Annotated in this window: 22 protein-coding genes; 18 read left to right on the forward strand and 4 right to left on the reverse strand. The window is 71.2% G+C overall.

All coding sequences use genetic code 11. The features are described from left to right. The first annotated feature begins 41 nt into the window (after positions 1-41). Positions 42-446, forward strand: a complete 405-nt coding sequence (locus AC5Y4S_RS19925; protein WP_068184917.1) for an Rv2175c family DNA-binding protein — start codon at positions 42-44, stop codon at positions 444-446. Here the strand turns inward: AC5Y4S_RS19925 and AC5Y4S_RS19930 are convergent. Continuing rightward, the gene (locus AC5Y4S_RS19930) at positions 433-1,944 is read right to left on the reverse strand and encodes an alpha-(1->6)-mannopyranosyltransferase A (protein WP_500034366.1); all 1,512 of its coding nucleotides are present in this window, start codon (positions 1,942-1,944) and stop codon (positions 433-435) included. The genes AC5Y4S_RS19925 and AC5Y4S_RS19930 overlap by 14 nt on opposite strands. Before the next feature lie 4 nt (positions 1,945-1,948). Continuing rightward, entirely contained in the window at positions 1,949-2,998 is a 1,050-nt protein-coding gene (idsA2, locus tag AC5Y4S_RS19935; RefSeq protein WP_500034367.1) for a bifunctional (2E,6E)-farnesyl/geranyl diphosphate synthase, read from the reverse strand. A 199-nt stretch (positions 2,999-3,197) separates the two neighbouring features. On the opposite strand from idsA2, the gene AC5Y4S_RS19940 reads away from it, so the two are divergent. Continuing rightward, the gene (locus tag AC5Y4S_RS19940) at positions 3,198-4,082 is read left to right on the forward strand and encodes a mycobacterial-type methylenetetrahydrofolate reductase (protein ID WP_085186104.1); all 885 of its coding nucleotides are present in this window, start codon (positions 3,198-3,200) and stop codon (positions 4,080-4,082) included. 55 nt (positions 4,083-4,137) lie between these two features. Here AC5Y4S_RS19940 and lppM read toward each other — a convergent pair whose 3' ends face one another. Together lppM and AC5Y4S_RS19950 are read right to left on the reverse strand one after the other, a co-directional pair. Then, entirely contained in the window at positions 4,138-4,866 is a 729-nt protein-coding gene (gene lppM / locus AC5Y4S_RS19945) for a lipoprotein LppM (protein ID WP_500034368.1), read from the reverse strand. A gap of 45 nt (positions 4,867-4,911) precedes the next feature. Continuing rightward, positions 4,912-5,520 carry a GNAT family N-acetyltransferase gene (locus tag AC5Y4S_RS19950; protein ID WP_500034369.1) on the reverse strand — a complete coding sequence of 203 codons (609 nt, stop codon included), beginning with the start codon at positions 5,518-5,520 and terminating at the stop codon, positions 4,912-4,914. A 316-nt stretch (positions 5,521-5,836) separates the two neighbouring features. Here AC5Y4S_RS19950 and AC5Y4S_RS19955 point away from each other — a divergent pair, with 316 nt between their 5' ends. The 16 genes from AC5Y4S_RS19955 to AC5Y4S_RS20030 all read left to right on the forward strand — a co-directional run bounded on the left by AC5Y4S_RS19955 (position 5,837) and on the right by AC5Y4S_RS20030 (position 25,389). Next, positions 5,837-6,238: an SCO2097 family morphological protein gene (locus AC5Y4S_RS19955; protein WP_068126470.1), complete on the forward strand. Its 402-nt coding sequence runs from the start codon at positions 5,837-5,839 to the stop codon at positions 6,236-6,238. Between the two features lie 391 nt (positions 6,239-6,629). Then, positions 6,630-7,061: a division/cell wall cluster transcriptional repressor MraZ gene (gene mraZ, locus AC5Y4S_RS19960; RefSeq protein ID WP_067159148.1), complete on the forward strand. Its 432-nt coding sequence runs from the start codon at positions 6,630-6,632 to the stop codon at positions 7,059-7,061. Then, a complete protein-coding gene (rsmH, locus tag AC5Y4S_RS19965; protein WP_500034370.1) occupies positions 7,036-8,265 on the forward strand; it encodes a 16S rRNA (cytosine(1402)-N(4))-methyltransferase RsmH in 1,230 nt (409 codons plus the stop codon). The genes mraZ and rsmH overlap by 26 nt, the downstream gene beginning before the upstream one ends. Continuing rightward, entirely contained in the window at positions 8,262-9,434 is a 1,173-nt protein-coding gene (gene ftsL, locus AC5Y4S_RS19970; RefSeq protein ID WP_500034371.1) for a cell division protein FtsL, read from the forward strand. Before rsmH ends, ftsL begins: the two co-directional genes overlap by 4 nt. Further along, on the forward strand, positions 9,431-11,443 hold the full coding sequence (locus AC5Y4S_RS19975) for a peptidoglycan D,D-transpeptidase FtsI family protein (protein ID WP_500034372.1): 2,013 nt from the start codon (positions 9,431-9,433) through the stop codon (positions 11,441-11,443). The genes ftsL and AC5Y4S_RS19975 overlap by 4 nt, the downstream gene beginning before the upstream one ends. 163 nt (positions 11,444-11,606) lie before the next feature. Beyond that, positions 11,607-13,133, forward strand: a complete 1,527-nt coding sequence (locus AC5Y4S_RS19980) for a UDP-N-acetylmuramoyl-L-alanyl-D-glutamate--2,6-diaminopimelate ligase (protein WP_500034373.1) — start codon at positions 11,607-11,609, stop codon at positions 13,131-13,133. Further along, entirely contained in the window at positions 13,130-14,641 is a 1,512-nt protein-coding gene (locus tag AC5Y4S_RS19985) for a UDP-N-acetylmuramoyl-tripeptide--D-alanyl-D-alanine ligase (protein WP_500034374.1), read from the forward strand. Before AC5Y4S_RS19980 ends, AC5Y4S_RS19985 begins: the two co-directional genes overlap by 4 nt. Further along, the gene (gene mraY, locus AC5Y4S_RS19990; protein WP_500034375.1) at positions 14,638-15,717 is read left to right on the forward strand and encodes a phospho-N-acetylmuramoyl-pentapeptide-transferase; all 1,080 of its coding nucleotides are present in this window, start codon (positions 14,638-14,640) and stop codon (positions 15,715-15,717) included. Before AC5Y4S_RS19985 ends, mraY begins: the two co-directional genes overlap by 4 nt. A gap of 1 nt (position 15,718) precedes the next feature. Continuing rightward, entirely contained in the window at positions 15,719-17,170 is a 1,452-nt protein-coding gene (murD, locus tag AC5Y4S_RS19995) for a UDP-N-acetylmuramoyl-L-alanine--D-glutamate ligase (protein ID WP_500034376.1), read from the forward strand. Between the two features lie 128 nt (positions 17,171-17,298). Beyond that, on the forward strand, positions 17,299-18,873 hold the full coding sequence (ftsW, locus tag AC5Y4S_RS20000) for a putative lipid II flippase FtsW (RefSeq protein ID WP_500034629.1): 1,575 nt from the start codon (positions 17,299-17,301) through the stop codon (positions 18,871-18,873). Continuing rightward, complete coding sequence (gene murG / locus AC5Y4S_RS20005) at positions 18,870-20,060, forward strand: undecaprenyldiphospho-muramoylpentapeptide beta-N-acetylglucosaminyltransferase (RefSeq protein WP_500034377.1); 1,191 nt, start codon at positions 18,870-18,872, stop codon at positions 20,058-20,060. Before ftsW ends, murG begins: the two co-directional genes overlap by 4 nt. Continuing rightward, positions 20,057-21,526: a UDP-N-acetylmuramate--L-alanine ligase gene (gene murC / locus AC5Y4S_RS20010; protein WP_500034378.1), complete on the forward strand. Its 1,470-nt coding sequence runs from the start codon at positions 20,057-20,059 to the stop codon at positions 21,524-21,526. The genes murG and murC overlap by 4 nt, the downstream gene beginning before the upstream one ends. Further along, entirely contained in the window at positions 21,523-22,464 is a 942-nt protein-coding gene (locus AC5Y4S_RS20015; protein WP_500034379.1) for a cell division protein FtsQ/DivIB, read from the forward strand. The genes murC and AC5Y4S_RS20015 overlap by 4 nt, the downstream gene beginning before the upstream one ends. 240 nt (positions 22,465-22,704) lie before the next feature. After that, on the forward strand, positions 22,705-23,850 hold the full coding sequence (gene ftsZ, locus AC5Y4S_RS20020) for a cell division protein FtsZ (RefSeq protein ID WP_068108701.1): 1,146 nt from the start codon (positions 22,705-22,707) through the stop codon (positions 23,848-23,850). Positions 23,851-23,899: 49 nt separating this feature from the next. Then, complete coding sequence (gene pgeF / locus AC5Y4S_RS20025) at positions 23,900-24,607, forward strand: peptidoglycan editing factor PgeF (protein WP_500034380.1); 708 nt, start codon at positions 23,900-23,902, stop codon at positions 24,605-24,607. A 5-nt stretch (positions 24,608-24,612) separates the two neighbouring features. After that, positions 24,613-25,389: a YggS family pyridoxal phosphate-dependent enzyme gene (locus tag AC5Y4S_RS20030; protein ID WP_500034630.1), complete on the forward strand. Its 777-nt coding sequence runs from the start codon at positions 24,613-24,615 to the stop codon at positions 25,387-25,389. Positions 25,390-25,394 lie beyond the last annotated feature (5 nt).

The following is a 25,394-nucleotide window of genomic DNA, read 5'->3' on the forward strand; positions in this document are numbered from 1 at the left end:
AACCTGGGTACAAGGCGCTAAGCAGGGCCTACACTGGCGCCGTGAGCAGTATTCCGGCCGGCGACGACGTCCTGGATCCCGACGAGCCGACCTACGATCTGCCGGGGGTGGCCGAGGTACTCGGCGTACCGGTCAGCAAGGTAGCCCAGCAACTGCGCGAGGGCCACCTGGTCGCGGTCAAGCGCGGCGGCGGGGTGGTGGTGCCCCGGGTGTTCTTCACCAAGTCCGGTGAGGTGGTCAAGAGCCTGCCCGGGCTGCTGACGATCCTGCACGACGGTGGCTATCACGAGACGGAGATCGTGCGCTGGCTGTTCACCCCCGACCCGTCGCTGACCATCACGCGCGACGGCAGTCGCGACGCGGTCACCAACGCCCGCCCCGTCGACGCCCTGCATTGCCACCAGGCGCGCGAAGTGGTGCGGCGCGCGCAGGCTATGGCGTACTAGTAGCCGATTCCCGCGCCCGGTACAACGCGTACCAGGCGGCCAGCGCGCAGGCGGTGGCCAGCGAGAAATGCAGCCACGAGTACATGCCGTGCGACCCGTCGGGTTTGAAGATCACCATCACCCAGGTCGACAGGCCGGCGATGGCCGCGACCGCCCGCCGGGACTGGGCCAGCGGGGCCGCCACCGCCAGGGGCCAGGAGTAGTACCACGGCAGGGCGGCCGGGACGAACAGCACCACGATCAGCATCGACCACGCGATCCCGGTCAGCGCGGCGCGGTCGTCGCGGCGGAACCGCCACCACAGCAGCGGCAGTGAGACCGCGATGATCGCGATGCCGATGAACCGGGTGATGCGCAGCGTTGCGTAGAAGTCGACCGGGAAAAAGCCGCTGCCCAGGGCGTGGATCAGGTTGGCGACCGCCGTGGGCACCGTCAGCCAGTTGATGATCTTCACCGACCCCGCCAGCGCGGTCAGCCACCCCAGCCCGACGCCGGCCGCCGCGGACAGGATCGCGAACACGACGGCGAACACCGCCAGGGACGTCGCGGTGGCCGCCAGAAACGCCGGCAGCGCCCGGTATCCCCGCCGGTCGCGGAGATGCCGCATCCACACCCACACCATGAAAGGCAACGAGATTCCGGCGGTGGCTTTGACCGCGATCGCCGCCGTGATCAGCACGACGCCCAGGACGTGGCGGCGCTGGAAGGTGAGCGCGATGCCGGCGGCCATCAGGCCGACCATCAGCATCTCGTTGTGCACGCCGCCCATCAGGTGGATGAGCACGAGCGGGTTGAGCGCGCAGATCCACAGCGCCAGCGCCCCGTTGGTGCCCAGATGATGGGCGAGCCGGGGAGTGGCCCAGATCAGCAGCGCCAAGCCCGGCAGCATGCACAGGCGCAGCAGCATCGTCCCGGCGATCACGTGGTTGCCCACCACCATCGTGACCAGCTTGGCGATCAGGATGAACAACGGCCCGTAGGGCGCCGTCGTGATCGTCCAGATCGGACTTACGTTGTCCAGCAAGGGGTTTGGATTCGCGACCGGGCCGACGGCGTACGGGTCGAAGCCGTCGCGCAGCAGCGCGCCCTGTGCCAGGTAAGAGTAGGTGTCGCGGCTGAAGACGGGCACCGACAACAGCAACGGCGCCAGCCAGAAGGCGGTGGTCGCCCGCATGGTGAACTCGGTGGCGTGCCCGCCCACCGCGCGCCGGCCCAGCGTCACCCACGCGATCAGCATGAGGCCCACGCCCGTCCACAACACGATCGAGGACAGCACCAGTCCGTGGCCGAAGCGCAGCCAGGACAGGTGCAGCGCTTCCAGCAGCGGGTCGTGCGGTTTGGTGCTGCCGGCGCCCAGCCCGCCCAGGGTGATCAGTACCGAGCCCAGGAAGCCCAGCTTCGCCGGCCCGGCCTCTGGCGTGGCGCCGAACGCGACAAGCCGTGAAAAGTGCTGCGCTACAGGATGTTTGGCGGCAGGGGCCTGGGCGGGACTCGTCATTTGCTCAGGCGGACCGATTCGTGGCCATCCTGGCGAGCTCGGCCAGCCCCGCCTTGGCCGCCGCATTGATGGGGGCAGCCGCGAGCGTGGCCAGCGCTCGTTCGGTCAACGCGGCGATGCGTTGCTCCGCCGCGGCCAGCGCGCCCACCGACTCGATGACGTCACGCAGTTCGGCGACCTGCGCATCGGTCAGCTGCGCACCGATCGAGCCGCGTAACCGGTTGGCCGCCAAGGGGTCCGATTTGTCGGCCAGCTCCACCGCCTCGGCCAGCAGCACGGTTCGCTTGCCGGACCTCAGGTCGTCGCCGGACGGCTTGCCCGTCACCACGGGGTCGCCGAACACGCCCAGCACGTCGTCGCGCAGCTGGAACGCGACACCGATGTCGGTCCCGAATTCTTTGAAGGCCCCCTGCACGTCGGGCCGGTCGGCGGCGGCGGCCACGCCCAACTGCAGCGGTCGCGCGACCGTGTAGCACGCGGTCTTGAAGGTGTCGACGTTCATCGCCGACGCGATCGACTCGGCGCCGCTGTTCTCGGCGACGATGTCGAGGTATTGCCCGCCCAGCACCTCGGTGCGGATGTCGGCCCACACCCGCTGGACGCGACCGCGCGCGTCGGGCGACAGTGTGGCCCCGAAGACGATGTCGTCGGCCCAAGCCAGGGCGAGGTCGCCGAGCAGGATGGCCGCCGACGTCCCGAACTGCTCGGGTGAGCCGCGCCAGCCCCGGTCGCGGTGCAGCGCGGCGAAGCGCACGTGCGCGGTCGGCTTGCCGCGACGGGTGGAGGAGGCGTCGATCACGTCGTCGTGCACCAGCGCGCAGGCGTGCAGCAGTTCGAGCGCGGAAAACAGCAGCAACACTTCGGGTTCGGGCTCACCGCTTGCCACCGACCGCCAGCCCCAGTAGGCGAACGCGGGCCGCAGCCGCTTGCCCCCGTTGAGCACGAAGTCCTCCAGGGCGGCGACCAGGACGTCGTAGTCGGCGCCGATGTAGGCCGTCCGCTCGCGCCGCTCGTGCAGGTACCGCCGGAGTTGCTCGGTGATCGCGCCGGTCAACTCGCCGGTTGCCGCTGCCTCTGAAGCATTCAGGCTCAGCGCGGCGCCCCTTTCTGCTCGGCTTGGCGGGCATTTGTTCTAGGCCCGACAGTGTATGTCGCTTCCGGGACCCCAGTTGCTTCGACTGCCTCACTATTCCGCCCCTATGCTGGCGATCTGGGAAGCAAGTCGTCTGGTGGATCTGATCGATAGGAGCCGCGTGACCCTCAACACCATCGCGCTCGAGTTGGTGCCCCCCAACGTCGAAGACGGTAAGGAACGGGCCCTCGAAGACGCGCGGAAAGTGGTGCGGTACTCGGGCGAATTCGGCCTCGACGGCCGGATCCGGCACGTGATGATCCCCGGGATGATCGCCGAGGACGACGATCGGCCCGTCGCCATGAAGCAGAAACTCGACGTCTTGGACTTCTGGTCGATCATCAAACCCGAATTGCCGGGCTTGCAGGGCCTGTGCACCCAGGTGACCGCGTTCATGGACGAGGTGTCGCTGCGCGGCCGGCTGACCGACCTGTGCGCCGCCGGCATGGAGGGCGTCGTCTTCGTCGGCGTCCCGCGCACCATGAACGACGGCGAGGGCTCCGGCGTCGCGCCGACGGACGCCCTGTCGATCTACCGCGACCTGGTGACCAACCGCGGCGTGATCGTGATCCCCACCCGCGAGGGCGAGCAGGGCCGGCTGAACTTCAAGTGCAACCAGGGCGCGACGTACGGCATGACCCAGCTGCTGTACTCCGACGCCATCGTCGGCTTTTTGACCGATTTCGCCAACAACACCGATCACCGCCCCGAGCTTCTGCTGTCCTTCGGGTTCGTGCCCAAGGTGGAGAGCCGCGTTGGCCTGATCAACTGGCTGATTCAGGACCCGGGCAACGCCGCGGTGGCCCGCGAGCAAGAGTTCGTCCAACGGTTGGCCGGCAGCGAGCCGGACCAAAAGCGCCGACTGATGGTCGACCTGTACAAGCGCGTGATCGACGGGGTCGCCGAGCTCGGCTTTCCGCTGAGCATCCACTTCGAGGCGACCTACGGGGTTTCCGGGCCCGCGTTCCAGACCTTCGCGGAGATGCTCGACTACTGGTCGCCCTAGGCTGCCCACGGGCGACCCGCAGCGCCCGGCGAAATACGCCGCGCTTGCGATCGCCCTAGCTCGGCGGCTGGTCGCGCGGCGCGGTGAGCCGCGGCGAGCGGTCGCGGCTCATCCAGGCCAGCACCGCCACCACCCCGGCCGCCGCGAAGGACGCGATGCCCAGCCACACACCCGCGCCGGTGAAGTTACGGGTGTTCGGGTCGGTGTAGCGGGCGTTGGCGCTCATGGTGGTCACCACGCCCGGTTTGAGCTTCCACGACACCACGTCGGACTCGACGCGGTCGCCGTTGGTGGACGTCACGACGCCGGGGAAGGCGACCGTCAGCTCGACGTCGGCGTCGTTGTCGGTCACCGACGTCAGGTCGGCCCGGCCCTCGAGGATCACCAGGTTGCCGTTCCGGCGCAGCGACAGGTTCACCCCCTGGGCGTCGGAGTTCATGTTCGCCAGCTGCGGCAACTCGGCGAAGGTCAGGTCGGAGAACACCGCCTGCGACCCCACGTAGCCGTCGCTGTCGTAGTTCGACACCGCCACTTTCTGGCCGAACGGCAGGTTGTTGGTGTCGAGCTGCGGGCCGGTGTCCTTCGGCGTCTTCGGTTTGGCCGCCGCGATGATCTCCCCGGACACCAGGTCGTCGGGGGAGACGGTGAGCGACGCCCGGACCCGCAGGCACCCGCTGGCCAGGGGCACGATCAGCAGCAGCATCGCGATGGCCAGCGCGCGGCGCCGCCGGGGCGTGAAGCCGCGGGGCCGAACCGGGGCGGGGCTGGCGTGCACGAGGGTCATCGTGCCAGATCCGGCGCGCCGGGTGTGGCGCCCCGGGCGGTGTCGCTACAGCGGAAGGGCGCGGCCCAGGATCGCGAACGCGCGTGGGTCCCCGGCGAAGTGGTAGCGGCGGATGACGTCGGTGAAGCCCAGCCGCCGATACAGCCGCCAGGCCCGGTTCGGTTCCCCGTTGATTTCCGGGGTGGAGAGCAGGACGTTCTCCTCGGAGCGCCCGGCGAGCAGCCGGCGGGCCAGCGCCTCGCCGATGCCGCGGCCCTGCGCGCGGGGGTGGATGTGCAGCTCGGTCAGCTCGAAGTAACTGTTCATCAGCCGGGCGATCTCCTGGGGCGGCGAGCCGCCGCGTTGCAGGCCCAAGACCACCTGCTGCTGCCACCACTGCCCGGGCGCGCCGGGGTACCCGTAGGCCACGCCGAGCAGGGGGGCGTCGCTCAGTTCGGCGGCCGACGGGGGCTGGGCGCCGGGACCCTCGGGCGCCTCGGCCTCGACGGCGGCCACCCCTTGCCAGCCGTGCCGGCGGATGTGTTCGAGCCACATGGCGGCGCGCTGGTTCTCGGTGCCCCGCGGGTATCGCATCGCTTCGACGTAGACGCCGAGGGCGTCGGACAGGCGGCGCTCCATATCGCTCGGCGGCAGATCGATGAGGAATATCGCCAACTCGCGGTGTCCTCCTCATCGGGTGGCTTCAGGTGTGAGTTCGGTCCCGTGGCGCTGTCGCCATTATCCGACCCCCGCGGCCCCGCGCACCCGGCGGCTTCGGGTAGCAGCGCGGCGAATCGGGCCGGTTCGGCAAGCGGGTTGCGGCGCACCGGCGTTGCGAGGTCGACCGACGCGCGAGGGCGCCCGGGATAGAATCGCTGCCGAACCAGTGGTACGCCACAGATTGACCTCGTATCATTTGTGGTAGTTGCCCTTAACGGGCATCCGCGTGCTATCGATAGTTACGTGCCAAACTGTCGGCAAGGAGGGACGAATGCCACTCTCCGATCATGAACAGCGGATGCTCGATCAGATCGAGAGCGCCCTCTACGCGGAGGACCCTAAATTCGCGTCGAGCGTCCGTGGCGGAGGGTTGCGCGCGCCGACCGCGCGGCGGCGCCTGCAAGGCGCGGCGCTGTTCGTCATCGGCCTGGCGATGTTGGTCTCCGGGGTGGCGTTCAAAGCCACGATGATCGGAAGCTTCCCAATTCTGAGCGTCTTTGGCTTCATCGTGATGTTCGGCGGCGTGGTCTATGCGATCACCGGCCCACGGCTGGCGGGCAGGCCGGACCGTTCCGGATCGGCTCCGGGATCGGCGCGCCAGCGTCGCAACAAGAGCGGCGGCTCGTTCACCAGCCGCATGGAGGATCGCTTCCGCCGGCGCTTCGACGAGTAGCGGGCATAACGCGTCGTAAGAGGTAGCCATCATGGCTACCTCTTTTTTTGCGCTCGAGCGAGCGATGCGCGGGGCGTAGTTCATTTCGACTCCCAATCGAGCCCAAATCGAGCCCGGCACGCGCGAGACACCCCACTGGGCCCCACCAGGTCGCCCCACCGCGCCCCACCCGGCGATTTCACGGCCCTGAGGTGCGGTTTTCCGGCCCGACCATCGGGCCGCAAGGCGACGTCGGGAGCGATCAGCCAGCGGCTGGAGCGTGCGTGGTGGCCCAAGAGCGGGAAAACTCGGCCACGACACCCTGGAAATGGGGCGAAGTGGGGGATGGTGGGGTATGGTGGCTGAAGCGTTTGGGTGAGGCGAGAGCCGGGTCTCCACGGGAGGTGAGCTGGTGTTTCTCGGCACCTACACGCCCAAGCTCGACGACAAGGGGCGGCTGACGTTGCCCGCCAAGTTCCGCGACACGTTGGCAGGGGGGTTGATGGTCACCAAGAGCCAGGACCACAGCCTCGCGGTCTACCCGCGGACGGAATTCGAGGCGCTGGCGCGCCGGGCCAGCAAGACCTCACGCAGCAACCCCGAAGCCCGAGCCTTCCTGCGCAATCTCGCCGCCGGCACCGACGAGCAGCATCCCGATGCGCAGGGCCGCATCACCCTGTCGGCCGACCACCGCCGCTACGCGAACCTGACCAAGGACTGCGTGGTGATCGGGGCGGTCGACTACCTCGAGATCTGGGATGCGCAGGCCTGGCACGACTATCAGCAGACCCACGAAGAGAACTTCTCCGCGGCCAGCGATGAAGCACTCGGCGACATTATCTGAGGCGCATGCCCGTGCATCGTGGCCTCTGCCCGAACCGACCCTGGCGTACTTCCCCAACGCCAGGTTCGTATCTTCGGACAGAGACCCGGGTGCAAGGGCGGCCCTTCGGGCCGACGGGGGCGCGAGGGCGGCCCGCCGGGCCGACGGGGGCGCGAGGGCGGCCCTCCGGGGAGGCGTTGCGGTGGCTGAGAATTCGGACGACTTCGGGCATGTGCCCGTCCTGCTGGATCGCTGCGTCGAGCTGCTCACCCCCGCCCTGACGCGCCGGCACCCGGACGGCAGCGGAGCGGTCCTCGTCGACGCCACGCTGGGCGCCGGCGGTCACGCCGAGAGATTCCTGACCGACCTGCCCGGCCTGCGGCTGATCGGGCTCGACCGCGATCCCACCGCCCTCGACATCGCGCGAGGCCGATTGGGCCGGTTCGCCGACCGGGTCACCCTGGTGCACGCCCGATACGACGGCCTCGCCGACGCGCTGGCCGAATCCGGCTGTGCCGCAGCCGAATCCGTCGACGGGATCCTGTTCGACCTCGGCGTGTCCTCCATGCAGCTCGACCGCGCCGAACGGGGCTTCGCCTACGCCCAGGACGCGCCCCTGGACATGCGGATGGACCCGTCGTCGCCGTTGACCGCGGCCGACATCGTCAACACCTACGACGAGGCCTCGCTGGCGGACATCCTGCACCGCTATGGCGAGGAGCGGTTCGCCCGCCGCATCGCCAAGCAGATCGTCGGCCGGCGGGCCCGCGCCCCGTTCACCTCGACCGCGGAGTTGGTAGAGCTGCTGTACCAAGCGATTCCGGCACCCGCCCGGCGCACCGGCGGACATCCGGCTAAGCGGACGTTCCAGGCGCTGCGGATCGCCGTCAACGACGAACTGACCTCGCTGCGCGACGCCCTTCCCGCCGCGCTGGACGCGTTGACGGTCGGCGGGCGCATCGCGGTCATGGCCTACCAATCGCTGGAGGACAGGATCGTCAAGCGCGTATTCGCCGACGCGGTCGCGTCGCGCACGCCGGTAGATCTTCCGTTCGAACTTCCCGGCCACGAGCCGAGATTCCGGTCGTTGACGCGTGGCGCCGAACGCGCGGACGCTGCCGAGGTCGAACGCAACCCGCGCAGCGCCGCGGTGCGATTGCGGGCGGTGCAACGGCTGGGGGCAGACGGGCAATCACGGCAGGCTAGTGGGAAAGGCGACGCATGAAGGTAAAGCGCCAGACGCCCAAGCGGCGGGGCGGACGCGACGGATCCGCCCGCAAGGGCCGGCGCGCCGCGACCGACTCGCCGTCGGCTCGCCGCACCCGGCCCGGGAGCGCCTCGGCCAACGCCCGCGAGGGCCGGTCGCATCACTCCGGGCCGCAAACCAGCCCGATCGCCCGGCCGGTCGAGCGGCCGGGCCGGCCCAAGAACGCGAGCCAGGCCAAGGCGCGGGCTAAGGCACGGAAAGCTAAGGCGCCCAAGGCTATCCGGCCTCGGCTGACCGAGCGGCTGGCCACCCGGCTCGCGTCGATCGACCTGCGGCCGCGGACGCTGGCGAGCAAGGTTCCGTTCGTCGTGCTGATCATCGGCGCGCTCGGCCTGGGGCTGGGCCTGACTCTGTGGTTGTCCACCGACTCCGCCGAGCGTTCCTACCAGTTGAGCCACGCCCGCGAGAAGAACCGGATGCTGCAGCAGCAGAAGGAGTCGCTGGAACGTGATGTGCGCGAGGCGGAATCGGCGCCCGCGCTGGCCGAAGCGGCCCGCAAACAGGGCATGATCCCGACGAGGGACACCGCGCACCTGGTCCAGGACCCGACCGGTAACTGGGTCGTCGTCGGCAGCCCGAAGCCCGCCGACGGCGTTCCGCCGCCGCCGCTGAACAGCAAGATCTCCGACGCGCCCCCACCGGCCCCACCGCCTCCGCCGCTTCCGCCGGAGGTCCCGGTCCGGGTGATGCCGGCGCCCGGGGCCCCACCGGTGCCGACGCGGTCGGGACCTGAGGCGCTGTTGCGGGCCCCGGACGGCTCGTCGACCGTGGGCGGCCAGCACCTGCCCGCACAGCTGCCCGTCGCGCCGCTGCCGGGGATGCCGGGCGGCCCGGCAACCGGGCACTTCCAGGGTGTGGTGCCGGTGCTGCCGACGCCGGGACTGCCGTCCCCGGCGGGCCCGGCGCAGCCTCCGGTGCCCGCCGAGGTCTCGATTCCCATGGGCGGCCTGCCGATCCCGGCCCCCGCGCCGGTGGCCGCCCCGCTGCCCGCGGAAGTGCCGGTCCCGGTGCGCCCGGCAATGCCCGGTCCGGCCGCGCAAGCCCCTGCGGCCCCGCAACCGGGCGCGCTGGCTAACGGCCAACAGTTCGGGCCCCTCACCGCCGCGACGCCGGGTGCCCCCCGGTGAGCCGCGGCGAGGACAGGCGGGCACGCCGGTCGCCGTCGGTGCGCCCGACGCGCCGGCCGCGTAAACCGCAGGAGCCCAAGGACCTCCGGCAACCCAAGAACCCCCGTAAAGCCAAGCCGGGCAAGCAAACCCGTCCGGCCGAGGCGGCGGGCGTCGGACACTCGGCGCGCGAGCGGCGCACCCGCCAGATCGTGGAGGCGGGGACGCGTGGCGCGTCGTTCGTCTTCCGGCATCGGGCCGGCAACGTCGTGATCGTGGTATTGATGGCGGTCGCCGCGGCGCAGCTGTTCGTCTTGCAGGTCACCGACGCCCCGAAGCTGCGCGCCCAGGCGGCCGGACAGCTGAAGGTCACCGACGTCGAGAAGGCGGTCCGCGGCAGCATCGTGGACCGCAACAACCAACAGCTTGCCTTCACCATCGAGTCCCGCGCATTGACGTTCCAGCCCAAGCGGATTCACCAGCAGCTGGAGGAGGCGAAAAAGAAGAACCCCGCCGCCCCCGATCCGCAGGAGCGGCTGCGCGACATGGCCAAGGAGGTCTCCACCCGGCTGAACAACAAGCCGGACTACGCGACCGTGCTGAAGAAACTGCAAAGCAACGAAAACTTCGTCTATTTGGCGCGCGCCGTAGACCCCGCCGTCGCGAGCGCGATCTCGGACAAGTTTCCCGAGGTCGGCTCCGAACGCCAGGATCTGCGCCAGTACCCGGGCGGATCGCTGGCGGCCAACATCGTCGGCGGCATCGACTGGGATGGCCACGGACTGCTCGGGCTGGAGGACTCGCTGGATTCCGTCCTTTCCGGAACCGACGGCTCGGTCACCTATGACCGCGGATCCGACGGCGTCGTCATCCCGGGCAGTTACCGCAACCGGCACCGGGCCGTCAACGGTTCGACCGTCCAGCTAACCCTCGACGACGACATCCAGTTCTACGTCCAGCAGCAGGTCCAACAGGCGAAGAATCTGTCTGGGGCGCACAACGTTTCGGCCGTCGTGCTGGACTCCAAGACGGGCGAGGTGCTGGCGATGGCCAACGACAACACCTTCGACCCGTCGCAGGACATCGGGCGCCAGGGCGACCGGCAGCTGGGCAACCTGGCCGTGTCGTCGCCGTTCGAACCGGGATCGGTGAACAAGGTGATCACCGCGTCGTCGGTCATCGAGTACGGCCTGTCCAACCCCGACGAGGTATTGCACGTGCCCGGTTCGATCCAGATGGGCGGCGTCTCCATTCACGACGCCTGGGACCACGGCGTGATGCCCTACACCACCACCGGCGTGTTCGGAAAGTCGTCGAACGTCGGCACGTTGATGCTGGCGCAGCGTGTCGGCCCGGAACGCTTCTACGACATGGTCCGCAAGTTCGGGCTGGGCCAGCGCACCAACGTCGGGCTGCCCGGTGAGAGCGCGGGCCTGGTGCCGCCCATCGACCAATGGTCGGGCAGCACCTTCTCGAACCTGCCTATCGGCCAAGGGCTTTCGATGACCCTGCTGCAGATGACCGACATGTACCAGACGATCGCCAACGACGGGCTGCGGGTCCCGCCGCGGATCATCAAGGCCACCATCGCACCCGACGGCACCCGGACCGAAGAACCGCACCCGGACGGTGTCCGAGTGGTGTCGCCGCAGACCGCGCAGACCGTTCGCGGCATGTTGCGCGCCGTCGTGCAAAGCGACCCGATGGGCTACCAGCAGGGCACCGGGCCGTCGGCCGCCGTGTCCGGCTATCAGATGGCCGGCAAGACCGGGACCGCCCAGCAGATCAACCCGGGCTGCGGCTGCTACTTCGACGACGTCTACTGGATCACCTTCGCCGGCATGGCCACCGTCGACAATCCCCGCTACGTCATCGGCATCATGATGGACAACCCGCAGCGCAACGCGGACGGCACGCCCGGGCACTCGGCGGCCCCGCTGTTCCACAACATCGCGGGCTGGCTGATGCAGCGCGAGAACGTGCCGCTTTCGCCCGACCCCGGCCCGCCGCTGACGCTGCAGGCCACGTAGGCGTTCGGTGGGAACGCAGGGCGGAATCCGGGCCCGAATCAGGGCCTCGGCGCACACTGAAGGCCCCCAACGCGCACTCAATTGACGAGCCCACCCGGTCGGCCGCTGCCCCTCGGTAGGGTGTCATGGCCGATCAAAAGGACCACGCGGGTGGACGGGAGGTGTGTCGGTGCCCACTGGTTTGCGCCCCAGCGCCGGCGCGGGCGCCCGGTTGCCGGAACTGGCGGCCCAGGTCGGCGCGGTGATGGCCGACGGGGTGGCGGTGCCCGACGTGCCGGTCACCGGCGTGACGCTGCGCGCGCAGGACGTGCGGCCCGGTGACCTGTTCGCCGCGCTGCCCGGCTCGGCCACGCACGGCGCCCGGTTTGCCGCCGACGCGATCGACGGCGGCGCCGTCGCGGTGCTCACCGACGCCGCCGGGGTCGCCGAGATGGGCGAGGCGGCCGCGACCGTGCCCACCCTGGTGCACCCCACGCCCCGCGGCGTGCTGGGCGGCCTGGCCGCCGCGGTGTATGGCAACCCGTCGGAGAGGGTCACGGTCATCGGGATCACCGGAACGTCCGGCAAGACCACCACGACCTACCTGGTGGAGTCCGGCCTGCGTGCGGGCGGGCGAACGGCCGGGCTGATCGGCACCATCGGCATCCGCGTCGACGGCGCCGACATCCCCAGCGCGCTGACCACCCCGGAGGCCCCCGCGCTGCAGGCGATGCTCGCGGCGATGGCCGAACAAGGGGTGGACACGGTGGTCATGGAGGTGTCCAGCCACGCGTTGGCCTTGGGCCGGGTGGACGGCACCGGGTTCGCGGTGGGCGCGTTCACCAACCTGTCCCGCGACCACCTCGACTTCCACCCCACCATGGCCGACTACTTCGAGGCCAAGGCCGCGCTGTTCGACCCCGAGTCGCCGCTGCGGGCCCGCCGGGCCGTCGTGTGCATCGACGACGACGCCGGTCGCGCGATGGCCGCCCGCGCTGAGGAACCGATTACCGTCAGCGCCGCCGGCGAACCCGCCGACTGGCGCGCCGTGGACGTGGCACCGATAGGCCCGGGGGGCCAAGAGTTCACCGCGGTGGACCCCGCCGGCGTGCACCACCGCGTCGGCATCCGGCTGCCCGGCCACTACAACGTCGCGAATGCCCTTGTGGCGCTCGCGATCCTGGACGCCGTGGGCGTCTCCCCGGAGCAGGCGGCCCCGGGCTTGCTGCAAACCCGCGTCCCCGGGCGGCTGGAAGAGATCGACCGCGGCCAGGGTTTCCTCGCGCTGGTCGACTACGCCCACAAGCCCGAGGCGCTGCGCGCGGTGTTGACCGCGCTGGCGGGTCCGGGGCGCCGGCTGGCGGTGGTGTTCGGCGCCGGCGGCGACCGCGACCCGGGCAAGCGGGCGCCGATGGGCGAAATCGCCGCGGAGCTGGCCGATTTGGTCGTCGTCACCGACGACAACCCGCGCCGGGAGGATCCGGCGGCCATCCGCCGGGAGATCCTGTCCGGGACGGCGGGCGGCTCGGCGCAGGTCGTCGAGATCGGCGACCGCCGGGACGCGATCGAACACGCGGTGGCCTGGGCCGGCCCCGGCGACGTGGTGCTGGTCGCGGGCAAGGGCCACGAAACCGGGCAGCAGGGGGCCACCGAGACCCGCCCGTTCGACGACCGGGTCGAGCTGGCCCGCGCGCTGGAGGCCCTCCGGTGATCGACCTGACCGTCGCCCAAATCGCCGAAATCGTCGGCGGCACACTGGCCGACATCACACCGGAGGACGCCGCCGAACTGCGCGTCACGGGGACCGTCGAGTTCGACTCGCGCGCCGTCGGCCCGGGCGGGCTGTTCCTGGCGCTGCCCGGCGCGCGATCCGACGGCCACGATCACGCGCCCTCGGCCATCGCGGCCGGGGCGGTGGCGGTGCTGGCCGCGCGTCCGGTCGGGGTGCCCGCCATCGTCGTGGGCCCGACGGGGGAGGACGACACCCGGGCCGGGGTGCTCGAGCACGACGCCGACGGATCGGGCGCCGCGGTCCTGGCCGCGCTGGCCAAGCTGGCCCGGGCGGTGGCGGCCGAACTGGTCGCCGGCGGGCTGACCATCATCGGGATCACCGGCTCGTCGGGCAAGACCTCGACCAAGGACTTGGTGGCCGCCGTGCTGGCGCCCCTCGGCGAGGTGGTCGCCCCGCCGGGGTCTTTCAACAACGAGCTGGGCCACCCCTGGACGGTGTTGCGCGCGACGCGGCGCACCGACTACCTCGTTCTCGAGATGTCGGCGCGGCACCCCGGCAACATCGCCGCGCTGGCCGAGATCGCCACCCCGGCGATCGGCGTGGTCCTCAACGTCGGCACCGCCCATCTCGGCGAATTCGGCTCGCGGGAGGCCATCGCGCGAACCAAATCCGAACTGCCACAAGCTGTTCCGTCGACCGGCGTCGTCATCCTCAACGTCGACGACCCGGCCGTGGCGGCGATGGCCGACGTCACCACCGCCCGGGTTGTCCGGGTCAGCCGCGCGAGCCAGACGGATGCCGGTCCGAGCGACGTGTGGGCCGATGGAGTGTCGCTGGACGAACTGGCCCGGCCGCGCTTTACCCTGCACGCGATGGACAGCGCCGCCCCGGTACAACTCAGCGTGTTCGGCGACCACCAGGTCACCAACGCGCTGTGCGCCGGCGCGGTTGCGCTGCAATGCGGCGCCGGCATCGAGCAGGTCGCCGACGCGCTGGCCGGGGCGGGGCCGGTGTCGCGCCACCGCATGCAGCTGACCACCCGCGCCGACGGCGTCACGGTGATCGACGACGCCTACAACGCCAACCCCGACTCGATGCGGGCCGGGCTGCAGGCGCTGGCCTGGATCGCCAATGGGCCCGACCCGGCCCAAAAGCGCAGGAGCTGGGCCGTGTTGGGCGAGATGGCCGAGCTCGGCGACGACGCGATCACCGAGCACGACCGCATCGGCCGGCTCGCCGTGCGCTTAGATGTGTCTCGACTCGTTGTCGTCGGAACCGGGAGGTCGATGAGCGCCATGCACCACGCGGCGGTCATGGAAGGCTCTTGGGGGGCCGAGACGGTCAACGTGCCCGACGGCGACGCGGCGCTGGCCCTGTTGCGCGCGGAGCTGCGGCCCGGCGACGTCGTCCTGGTCAAGGCGTCCAACGCCGCCGGCCTGGGCGCGCTCGCGGACGCGCTGGCGGCCGACACCGGGGCGCGCCCGTGAGACAGATCCTCATCGCGGTCGCGATCGCGCTGACCGTGTCCATCCTGCTGACCCCGGCGCTGATCCGGCTGTTCACCCGCCAGGGCTTCGGCCACCAGATCCGCGAGGACGGCCCGCCGACCCACCACACCAAGCGCGGCACCCCGTCGATGGGCGGCGTGGCGATCCTGGCCGGCATCTGGTCCGGGTACCTGGGCACCCACCTGGCGGGCCTGGCGTTCGACGGCGAGGGGATCTCCGCGTCGGGTCTGCTCGTGCTGGGCCTGGCCACCGTGCTGGGCTTCGTCGGCTTCCTCGACGACCTGATCAAGATCCGCCGGTCGCGCAACCTCGGGCTGAACAAGACGGCCAAGACGGTGGGGCAGATCGTCGCCGCCGTGCTGTTCGGCGTGCTGGTGTTGCAGTTCCGCAACCCCAACGGCCTCACACCGGCCAGCGCGAACCTGTCCTATGTGCGCGAAATCGCCACCGTCACACTGGCTCCCGGGCTGTTCGTGCTGTTCTGCGTCATCGTCGTCAGCGCCTGGTCCAACGCGGTCAACTTCACCGACGGCCTGGACGGGCTGGCGGCCGGGTGCATGGCCATGGTCACCGCCGCCTACGTGCTGATCACCTTCTGGCAGTACCGCAACGCGTGCGTCACCGCGCCCGGCCTCGGCTGCTACAACGTGCGCGACCCCCTGGACCTGGCAATCGTCGCGGCCGCCACCGCCGGCGCGTGCATCGGCTTTTTGTGGTGGAACGCCGCGCCGGCCAAGATCTTCATGGGCGACACCGGCTCGCTGGCGCTGGGCGGCATCATCGCGGGGCTCTCGGTCACCAGCCGCACCGAGATCCTCGCCGTCGTGCTGGGCTCGCTGTTCGTCGCCGAGGTCACCTCGGTCGTCCTGCAGATCCTGGCCTTTCGCACCACCGGGCGCCGGGTGTTCCGGATGGCGCCCTTCCACCACCATTTCGAACTGGTCGGCTGGGCCGAGACCACGGTGATCATCCGCTTTTGGCTGCTCACCGCGATCACCTGCGGGCTGGGCGTGGCCCTGTTCTACGGTGAGTGGCTGGCCACGATCGGAGCCTGACGTGCTGGACCCGCTCGCGCCGGGCGCGCCCGTGCTGGTGGCCGGCGGCGGCGTCACCGGCAAGGCCGTGCTCGCGGCCCTGGCCCGGTTCGGCGCCGTCCCCACCCTCTGCGACGACGACCCCGAAACGCTGCGCCGGTTCGCCGACGGCGGGGTCGCGACCGCGACGACGTCGACGGCCGCCGAAAGGGTCTCCGACTATGCCCTGGTGGTGACCAGTCCCGGTTTCTCGCCGTCCACGCCGCTGCTGGCCGCCGCCGCGACGGCCGGCGTGCCCATCTGGGGCGACGTCGAGCTGGCCTGGCGGCTCGACGCCGCCGGCCACTACGGCCCGCCGCGCCGCTGGCTGGTGGTCACCGGGACCAACGGCAAGACCACGACGACGTCGATGCTGCACGCGATGCTGGTCGCCGGCGGGAAGAGCAGCGTGCTGTGCGGCAACATTGGCGACCCGGTCCTTGACTTGCTGGACCGGCCCGCCGACCTGCTGGCCGTCGAGGCGTCCAGCTTCCAGTTGCATTGGGCGCCCTCGCTGCGGCCCGAGGGCGGCGTCGTGCTCAACATCGCCGAGGACCACCTGGACTGGCACGCCACCATGGCCGAATACACCGCGGCGAAGGCCCGGGTGCTGGACGGCCGGGTGGCGGTGGTCGGGCTGGACGACGCCCGGGCCGCCGCGCTGCTGGACACCGCGGCCGCGCCGGTGCGGGCCGGTTTCCGGCTCGGCGAACCGGCCGCGGGCGAACTCGGTGTGCGCGGCGGCATGCTGGTCGACCGCGCCTTCGCCGACGACCTGGCGCTGCTGCCGGCCGAATCGATCCCGGTGCCCGGCCCGGTCGGGGTGCTGGACGCCCTGGCCGCCGCGGCCCTGGCCCGCAGCGTCGGCGTGCCGGCCGAGGCCATCGCCGGCGCCGTCGCGTCCTTCCGGCTCGGCCGGCACCGCGCCGAGGTCGTGGCCGTCGCCGACGGGATCACCTACGTCGACGACTCCAAGGCCACCAACCCGCACGCCGCGCAGGCGTCGGTGCTGGCCTACCCGCGGGTGGTGTGGCTGGCCGGCGGTTTGCTGAAGGGCGCATCGGTGGACGCCGAGGTCGCCAGCGTCGCATCGCGGCTGGTCGGCGCGGTGCTCATCGGCCGAGATCGCGCGGAGGTTGCACAGGCGTTATCGCGACACGCGCCGGATGTCCCCGTCGTCCACGTTGTGACAGGCGAGGATGCTGATATGGATGCGACTGCTGTGGTTCCTGATGCTTCTGTGACAGAAGTGAGACCTTCCGACGGCGACCTCGGCGCTCGCGTCATGACCGCGGCCGTGGCCGCGGCCCGGGACCTCGCCAAGCCCGGCGACACGGTGCTGCTGGCCCCGGCCGGCGCGTCGTTCGACCAGTTCGCCGGTTACGCCGCCCGCGGCGACGCGTTCGCCGCCGCCGTCCGCGCGGCGATCCGGTAGCCGCCGTGCGAAACGCGCTGACCCGGCGGCTGCGCCGGGGCAAGGGCAGTAAACAGGCCGCCACCCCCGAGCGGGCCGAGGCGGCCGTCCCGGACGAGGTCGCCGACGACGCTGCCGACGCCGACGACATCGACGCCACGACGGACGCCTTCGAAACCGCCGACCCGCCGGACGCCAGGGCGGGGGGCGCAGGAGGCGTGAAGGCCCGGGTCGCGGCGCTGCCAGCCGGCCTGCGCGGCCGGTTCGGCGCCTGGCTGGGGCGGCCGATGACCTCGTTTCACCTGATCATCGCCGTCACCGGGCTGCTGACCACGCTCGGTCTGATCATGGTGCTGTCCGCCTCGGGGGTGCGCTCGTACGGCGCCGACGGGTCGGCGTGGGTGATCTTCGGCAAGCAGGTGCTGTGGACAATCATCGGGCTGGTCGCGGCCTACGTCGCGATGCGCGTGTCGGTGCGCTTCATCCGGCGGGTGGCCTTCACCGGCTACCTCGTCACGATCATCTTGCTGGTGCTCGTGCTGGTTCCCGGGATCGGCAACCTGGCCAACGGCTCGCGTAAGTGGTTCGTGATCGCGGGCTTCTCGATGCAGCCGTCCGAGCTGGCCAAGATCGCGTTCGCCATCTGGGGCGCCCACCTGCTGGCGGCCCGGCGAATGGAGCGGGCCTCGCTGCGCGAGATGCTGATCCCGCTGGTCCCGGCCGCGGTCATCGCCCTGGCGCTCATCGTCGCCCAGCCCGACCTGGGGCAGACGGTGTCGCTGGGCATCATCCTGCTGGCCCTGCTGTGGTACGCGGGGCTGCCGCTGCGGGTCTTCGTCACCTCCCTGCTGGCCGTGTTCATGGCCGGCGCGGTCCTGGCGATGTCCGCGGGGTACCGCTCGGACCGGGTGCGGTCCTGGATCAACCCCGAAAACGACCCGCAGGACACCGGCTATCAGGCCCGGCAGGCCAAGTTCGCGCTGGCCCACGGCGGCATCTTCGGCGACGGCCTCGGCCAGGGCGTCGCCAAGTGGAATTACCTGCCCAACGCCCACAACGACTTCATCTTCGCGATCATCGGCGAGGAGCTCGGCTTCATCGGCGCGTTCGGGTTGCTGGCCCTCTTCGGGGTGTTCGCCTACACCGGGATGCGGATCGCGCGCCGCTCGGCCGACCCGTTCCTGCGGCTGCTGACCGCCACCACGACCATGTGGATCCTCGGGCAGGCGTTCATCAACATCGGCTACGTGATCGGCGTGCTGCCCGTCACCGGCCTGCAGCTGCCGCTCATCTCCGCCGGCGGAACATCCACGGCCGCAACGCTTTTCATGATCGGGATCATGACCAACGCGGCCCGGCACGAACCGGAGGCGGTGGCCGCGCTGCGGGCCGGTCGTGACGACAAGGTGACCCGGCTGTTGCGGCTGCCGCTGCCGCAGCCGTACGTGCCCAGCCGCATCGAGGCGTTCCGCGACCGCAAGAAGGTGGGACCGCAGGCCGCCGGCAAGGGGCCCAAGGCGCCGGCGCGCAAGGCGCCCCGCGCCGCCGACGCGCCGGTGCGGGGAGCCGCGGGGCGAAGGGCCGCCCGCCCGACGCGCCAGTCTGGGGGCGGCGCCCGTGGGCGGGGAGGGCATCATGGATCAGGCCAGCGCTACGCCGCTCAGGGAGCCGGCCAGCGTAAGACACGGCGAACTCGCGCATTGGAAGGTCAGCGTTACGGGTGAACGGCACGATCAAACAGCCGGCCGGCGGGCTGGGGGCTAGCCCCTCGCCCGCCGGTGCTGCATCATCGGCCCGTGATTCCCTATCGGTCGTGCTGGCCGGCGGCGGGACGGCCGGCCACGTGGAGCCCGCCATGGCCGTCGCCGACGCACTGCGCGCCCTCGACCCGCGCGTCCGGATCACCGCCCTGGGTACCCGCCGTGGGCTGGAGACCAGGCTGGTGCCCGAGCGCGGCTATCACCTCGAGCTGATCACCCCGGTCCCGCTGCCGCGCAAGCCCAGCGGTGACCTGGCCCGGCTGCCGCCGCGAGTGTGGCGCGCCGTCCGCGAGACCCGCGCGGTGCTCGACGCCGTCGCCGCCGACGTGGTGATCGGCTTCGGAGGGTATGTGGCGGTGCCGGCGTACCTGGCCGCCCGCGGCATCCCCGGCCTTCGTCGCCGCGTACCGGTGGTGATCCACGAGGCCAACGCCAGGGCGGGGATCGCCAACCGCGTCGGCGCGCGCACGGCCGACCGGATCCTTTCCGCGGTGCCGGATTCCGGGCTGCGCGGCGCCGAGGTGGTCGGGGTGCCGGTCCGGGCGACCATCACCGCGCTGGACCGCGCCGCGCTGCGCGCCGAGGCCCGCCAGCACTTCGGTTTCGCCGACGACGCGCGGGTGTTGCTGGTGTTCGGCGGCTCGCAGGGCGCGGTCTCGCTGAACCGGGCGGTGTCGGCGGCCGCCGCCGACCTGGCCGCCGCGGGTGTCTCGGTGCTGCACGCCCACGGCCCCAAGAACACCCTCGAGCTGCGCACGCCCGGGCCGGGCGATCCGCCCTACGTGGCGGTGCCCTACCTGGACCGGATGGACCTGGCCTACGCGGCGGCCGACCTGGCCATCTGCCGCTCGGGGGCGATGACGGTCGCCGAGGTGTCGGCCGTCGGCCTGCCGGCCATCTACGTGCCGCTGCCGATCGGCAACGGCGAGCAGCGGCTCAACGCGCTGCCGGTGATCAACGCCGGCGGGGGCATGGTCGTCGCCGACGCCGACCTGACGCCGGCCCTGGTGGCCCGCGAGGCGGGCGGGTTGCTCAACGACCCGGCGCGGCTGGCGGCGATGACGACGGCCGCCGCGCGGGTGGGACACCCGGACGCGGCGCGACGGGTGGCCCAGGCGGCGCTGGACATCGCGGCGCGGAGGCGAGGGTGACCGGCGACCAGCTGCCGCCCGAGCTGCAGCGCGTGCACATGGTCGGCATCGGGGGAGCCGGCATGTCGGGCATCGCCCGCATCCTGCTGGACCGGGGCGGGCTGGTTTCCGGGTCGGACGCCAAGGAGTCGCGCGGCCTGCACGCCCTGCGCGCCCGGGGCGCGCTGATCCGCGTCGGCCACGACGCGTCGTCGCTGGATCAGTTGCCGGGCGGCGTGACGGCGGTCATCACCACGCACGCCGCCATCCCGAAGACCAACCCCGAGCTCGTCGAGGCGCGCCGGCGCGGCATCCCGGTGGTCCTGCGGCCCGTCGTGCTGGCCAAGCTGATGGCCGGGCGCACCACGCTGATGGTCACCGGCACGCACGGCAAGACGACGACGACGTCGATGCTGATCGTCGCCCTGCAGCATTGCGGGCGCGACCCGTCGTTCGCGGTCGGCGGCGAGCTCGGCGAGGCCGGCACCAACGCCCATCACGGCAGCGGCGACTGCTTCGTCGCCGAGGCCGACGAGAGCGACGGCTCGCTGCTCGAGTACACGCCCAACGTCGCGGTGGTCACCAACATCGAGACCGATCACCTGGACTTCTACGGCAGCGCTGACGCGTACGTCGAGGTGTTCGACGCGTTCGTGGAGCGGCTTGCGCCCGGGGGAGCGCTGGTCGTGTGCACCGACGACCCTGGGGCGGCGGCGCTGGCCGAGCGCACCGCCGAGCTGGGCATCCGGGTGCTGCGCTATGGCTCCGCGGGGGAAGACCTGGCCGCCAGGTTGTTGTCGTGGGAGCAGCAGGGGATCGAGGCGGTCGCGCACATCCAGCTCGCGGGCGAGGAGCACCCGCGCGTGATGCGGCTGTCGGTGCCCGGGCGGCATATGGCGCTTAACGCCCTGGGCGCGCTGCTGGCGGCGCTCGAGATCGGCGCGTCGGCCGACGAGGTGCTCGACGGGCTGGCCGGATTCGAGGGCGTGCGGCGCCGCTTCGAACTGGTCGGGACCTCGGGAACCGGCCTGGAGGCGGTGCGGGTGTTTGACGACTACGCCCACCACCCCACCGAGATCGCCGCCACGCTGGCCGCGGTCCGCACCGTCCTCGAGCAGAGCGGCGACGGCCGCTCCATCGTGGTGTTCCAGCCCCATTTATATTCGCGCACAAAGGCTTTCGCCGCCGAGTTCGGTCGGGCGCTGGACGCCGCCGATGAGGTGTTCGTCCTGGACGTCTATGGCGCGCGCGAACAACCGCTCACCGGCGTCAGCGGGGCCAGCGTCGCCGAGCACGTCAGCGTGCCGGTGCGCTACCTGCCGGATTTCTCCGCGGTCGCCGGGGAGGTCGCCGCGGCCGCGGGCCCCGGCGACGTCGTCGTCACGATGGGTGCGGGCGACGTGACGCTGCTGGGTCCGGAGATCGTGACCGCGCTGCGGCTGCGGGCCAACCGCAGCGCGCCGGGCCAACCGGGGATGCCGCGATGACCGAGCCGAACGAGGCTAACCCGCCCAACCCGCCCGATCCCGGCGCCGACACCGCCGACGGCGTGATCACCGAACCGGTCGCGACGGGCCAGCAAGGCGAGGCCGCAGCCGAGGATCGGGCCGAGTTCGAGGGGCCACGCCGGCGGGCCCGCCGCGAACGGGCCGAGCGCCGGGCGGCACAGGCGCGCGCCCGGGCCATCGAGGAGGCCCGCCGCGAGGCCAAACGCCAGGCCAGCGGGCGCATCGTCAACCAACCCAGACCCGCCCGCGGCGTGGTGCGGGGGCTGAAGATGCTGCTGATCAGCGTGGTGGTGGCCGTCGTCGGTGTAGGGCTGGGGCTGGTGCTGTACTTCACGCCCGCGATGTCGGCGCGCGAGATCGTCGTCACCGGAACCGGCACGGTGACGCGCGAGGAGGTGCTGGACGCGGCGCGGGTACGGCCCGGCACGCCGCTGCTGCAGATCAACACCAACCAGGTCGCCGAGCGGGTGGCCGCGATCCGGCGGGTGGCCAGCGCGCGCGTGCAGCGGCAGTACCCGTCGGCCCTGCGCATCACGATCGTCGAGCGGGTGCCGTTGGTGGTGAAGGACTTTCCGGACGGCCCGCACCTGTTCGACCGCGACGGCGTCGACTTCGCGACCGCCCCGCCGCCCCCTGCGCTGCCCTACATCGACGTGGCCGACCCCGGCCCGAGCGACCCGGCGACCAAGGCCGCGCTGCAGGTGCTGATCGCGCTGCGCCCGGAGGTCTCGGGCCAGGTGGGCCGGATCGCGGCGCCGTCGGTCGCCTCGATCACGCTGACGCTCAATGACGGGCGGGTGGTGATCTGGGGGACCACCGACCGCACCGAGGAGAAGGCCGAGAAACTGGCCGCGCTGCTGACGCAGCCCGGGCGGACGTACGACGTGTCCAGCCCCGATCTGCCGACCGTGAAGTAGCTGAGCGGGCCCGGAATGTGCGGCCAGCCGCACGCTCGTCGCCCAACGTGCGGCCAGCCGCACGCTCGACGTCACAAAAAATTTGCGTGCCGCGCGTCGGCGCGCCTGCGGGATTAGCGCCCGCCTGACCCATACCGTTCTGTTTGCGCGGAAGTACTTGACATAACTCTAACTCTATGGTTGAGGTTGAGGGTTTGCCAAGCGGACACACCGAGTCCCACCAGGGAGGAAGAAGTAATGATGACCCCCCCGCACAACTACCTGGCCGTCATCAAGGTTGTGGGTATCGGTGGCGGCGGCGTCAACGCCGTCAACCGGATGATCGAGCAGGGCCTCAAGGGCGTGGAGTTCATCGCCATCAACACCGACGCCCAGGCGCTGTTGATGAGTGACGCCGACGTCAAGCTCGACGTCGGGCGCGACTCCACCCGCGGGCTGGGCGCCGGGGCCGACCCTGAGGTCGGGCGCCGGGCCGCCGAGGACGCCAAGGACGAGATTGAAGAGCTGCTGCGCGGGGCTGACATGGTCTTCGTCACCGCCGGCGAGGGCGGCGGCACCGGCACCGGCGGGGCGCCCGTCGTCGCCAGCATTGCCCGCAAGCTCGGCGCGCTGACCGTCGGCGTGGTCACCCGGCCGTTCTCCTTCGAGGGCAAGCGGCGCGGCAATCAGGCCGAAAGCGGCATCGCCGCGCTGCGGGAGAGCTGCGACACGCTCATCGTGATCCCCAACGACCGGCTGCTGCAGATGGGCGACGCCGCGGTATCGCTGATGGACGCGTTCCGCAGCGCCGACGAGGTGCTGCTCAACGGCGTGCAGGGCATCACCGACCTGATCACCACACCCGGCCTGATCAACGTCGACTTCGCCGACGTCAAGGGGATCATGTCCGGCGCGGGCACCGCCCTGATGGGCATCGGCTCGGCCCGCGGCGAGGGCCGCTCGCTCAAGGCCGCCGAGATCGCGATCAACTCGCCGCTGCTGGAGGCGTCGATGGAGGGCGCCCAGGGCGTGCTGATGTCGATCGCCGGCGGCAGCGACCTGGGCCTGTTCGAGATCAACGAGGCCGCCTCGCTGGTCCAGGACGCCGCACACCAGGACGCCAACATCATCTTCGGCACCGTCATCGACGACTCGCTGGGCGACGAGGTGCGCGTCACCGTCATCGCCGCCGGGTTCGAGGCCAGCGGGCCGGGACGCAAGCCGGTGATCGGCGCCGGGGAGAAGGCCGGGGCGCACCGGATCGAGTCGGCGAAGGCCGGCAAGCTCACCTCGACGCTGTTCGAACCCGTCGACGCGGTGAGCGTGCCGGTGCACACCAACGGCGCGACGTTGAGTATTGGCGGCGACGACGACGACGTCGACGTGCCGCCGTTCATGCGCCGCTGACGCCGTGCGCGTGACACGGGAACGGCCCGGCCGTCCGGATACTGGTCACGTGAGCGTTCGCATCCGGCGGGTGACCACCACCCGCGCGGGCGGTGTCTCGGCGCCGCCGTTCGACACCTTCAACCTGGGTGACCACGTCGGTGACGACCCGGCCGCGGTGGCCGCCAACCGATCCCGGCTGGCCGCTGCCCTCGGGCTCGGCGCCGATCGGCTCGTGTGGATGAACCAAATCCATGGCGATCGGCTCGAGGTGGTCGACGGTCCGCGGAGCTCCGCGGTCGACGGCACCGACGCGCTGGTGACGAGCACCCCGCGATTGGCGCTGGCGGTGGTGACCGCCGACTGCGTTCCGGTGCTGATGGCCGACGCGCGCGCCGGCGTGGTCGCTGCCGTGCACGCCGGTCGCGTCGGCGCGCAGCGCGGTGTGGTGGCGCGCACGGTGGAGGCGATGCTCGGGCTCGGCGCGCAGGCCGGCGACATCTCGGCGCTGCTCGGGCCGGCGGTCAGCGGCCGCAACTACGAGGTGCCCGCCGCGATGGCCGACGAGGTCGAGGCGGCGCTGCCGGGCAGCCGGACCACCACGTCATCCGGCACCCCCGGACTGGATCTTCGTGCCGGAATCGCTTGCCAGCTAAGGGATTTGGGTGTCACGGCGATCGACGTCGACCCCCGCTGCACGGTGGCCGATCCGACCCTGTTCAGTCATCGCCGCGACGCGCCGACCGGTCGGCTGGCGTCGCTGGTCTGGATGGAGTGACCTTCATGGCGGGGGACATGGCGGCCGGGCAAGACCGCGAAACGGAATTGACGCACGCATTGGCCGCGGTGCGTTCCCGACTTGCGGCGGCCGCGGAAGCGGCGGGCCGCAATGTCAGCGAAATTGAACTTCTCCCCATTACCAAATTCTTTCCAGCAACCGATGTAGCGATTTTGTCCCGATTGGGTTGTCGATGCGTTGGCGAATCCCGCGACCAGGAAGCCGCGGCGAAGGTCGCCGAAGTCGCGCGGTTGGCCGCTAGTTCGGCGCTTGCGGACTTGCCGAATATGCACTGGCACATGGTCGGCCGCATTCAGCGCAATAAGGCGCGGTCGCTGGCCAACTGGGCGCACACCGCCCACTCGGTCGACAGCACCCGGCTGGTGACCGCGCTCGATCGGGCGGTGTCGACGGCGCTGTCGGAGGGACGCCGGTCCGAGCCGCTGCGCGTCTACGTCGAAGTCAGCCTCGACGGCGACGTGTCCCGCGGGGGCGTCGACATCACCGGGCCCGGCGCCCTCGATCAGGTCTGCGGGCAGGTCGCGGACTCCAAAAGCCTGAAGCTGCTCGGCTTGATGGGCATCCCGCCGCTCGACTGGGACCCCGAGCGGGCCTTCGGCCTGCTGCGATCGGAGCACCGCCGGGTGCTCGAATCGCACCCGGATGCGGTGGGCTTGTCCGCCGGCATGTCCAGCGACTTCGAAATCGCCGTCAAACATGGTTCGACATGTGTGCGTGTCGGTACCGCGCTATTGGGTCCGCGGCGGCTACCGTCACCGTAATTAGT

The organism is Mycobacterium sp. NGS64, assembly GCF_059812245.1.

Excerpts from the sequence above, each read along its gene's own strand:
- AC5Y4S_RS19930 (WP_500034366.1), bottom strand. The coding sequence starts at position 1,944 with ATGACGAGTCCCGCCCAGGCCCCTGCCGCCAAACATCCTGTAGCGCAG.
- lppM (WP_500034368.1), bottom strand. The coding sequence starts at position 4,866 with ATGACCCTCGTGCACGCCAGCCCCGCCCCGGTTCGGCCCCGCGGCTTC.
- AC5Y4S_RS19955 (WP_068126470.1), top strand. The coding sequence starts at position 5,837 with ATGCCACTCTCCGATCATGAACAGCGGATGCTCGATCAGATCGAGAGC.
- rsmH (WP_500034370.1), top strand. The coding sequence starts at position 7,036 with ATGAAGCACTCGGCGACATTATCTGAGGCGCATGCCCGTGCATCGTGG.
- ftsL (WP_500034371.1), top strand. The coding sequence starts at position 8,262 with ATGAAGGTAAAGCGCCAGACGCCCAAGCGGCGGGGCGGACGCGACGGA.
- AC5Y4S_RS20015 (WP_500034379.1), top strand. The coding sequence starts at position 21,523 with ATGACCGAGCCGAACGAGGCTAACCCGCCCAACCCGCCCGATCCCGGC.
- ftsZ (WP_068108701.1), top strand. The coding sequence starts at position 22,705 with ATGACCCCCCCGCACAACTACCTGGCCGTCATCAAGGTTGTGGGTATC.
- AC5Y4S_RS20030 (WP_500034630.1), top strand. The coding sequence starts at position 24,613 with ATGGCGGGGGACATGGCGGCCGGGCAAGACCGCGAAACGGAATTGACG.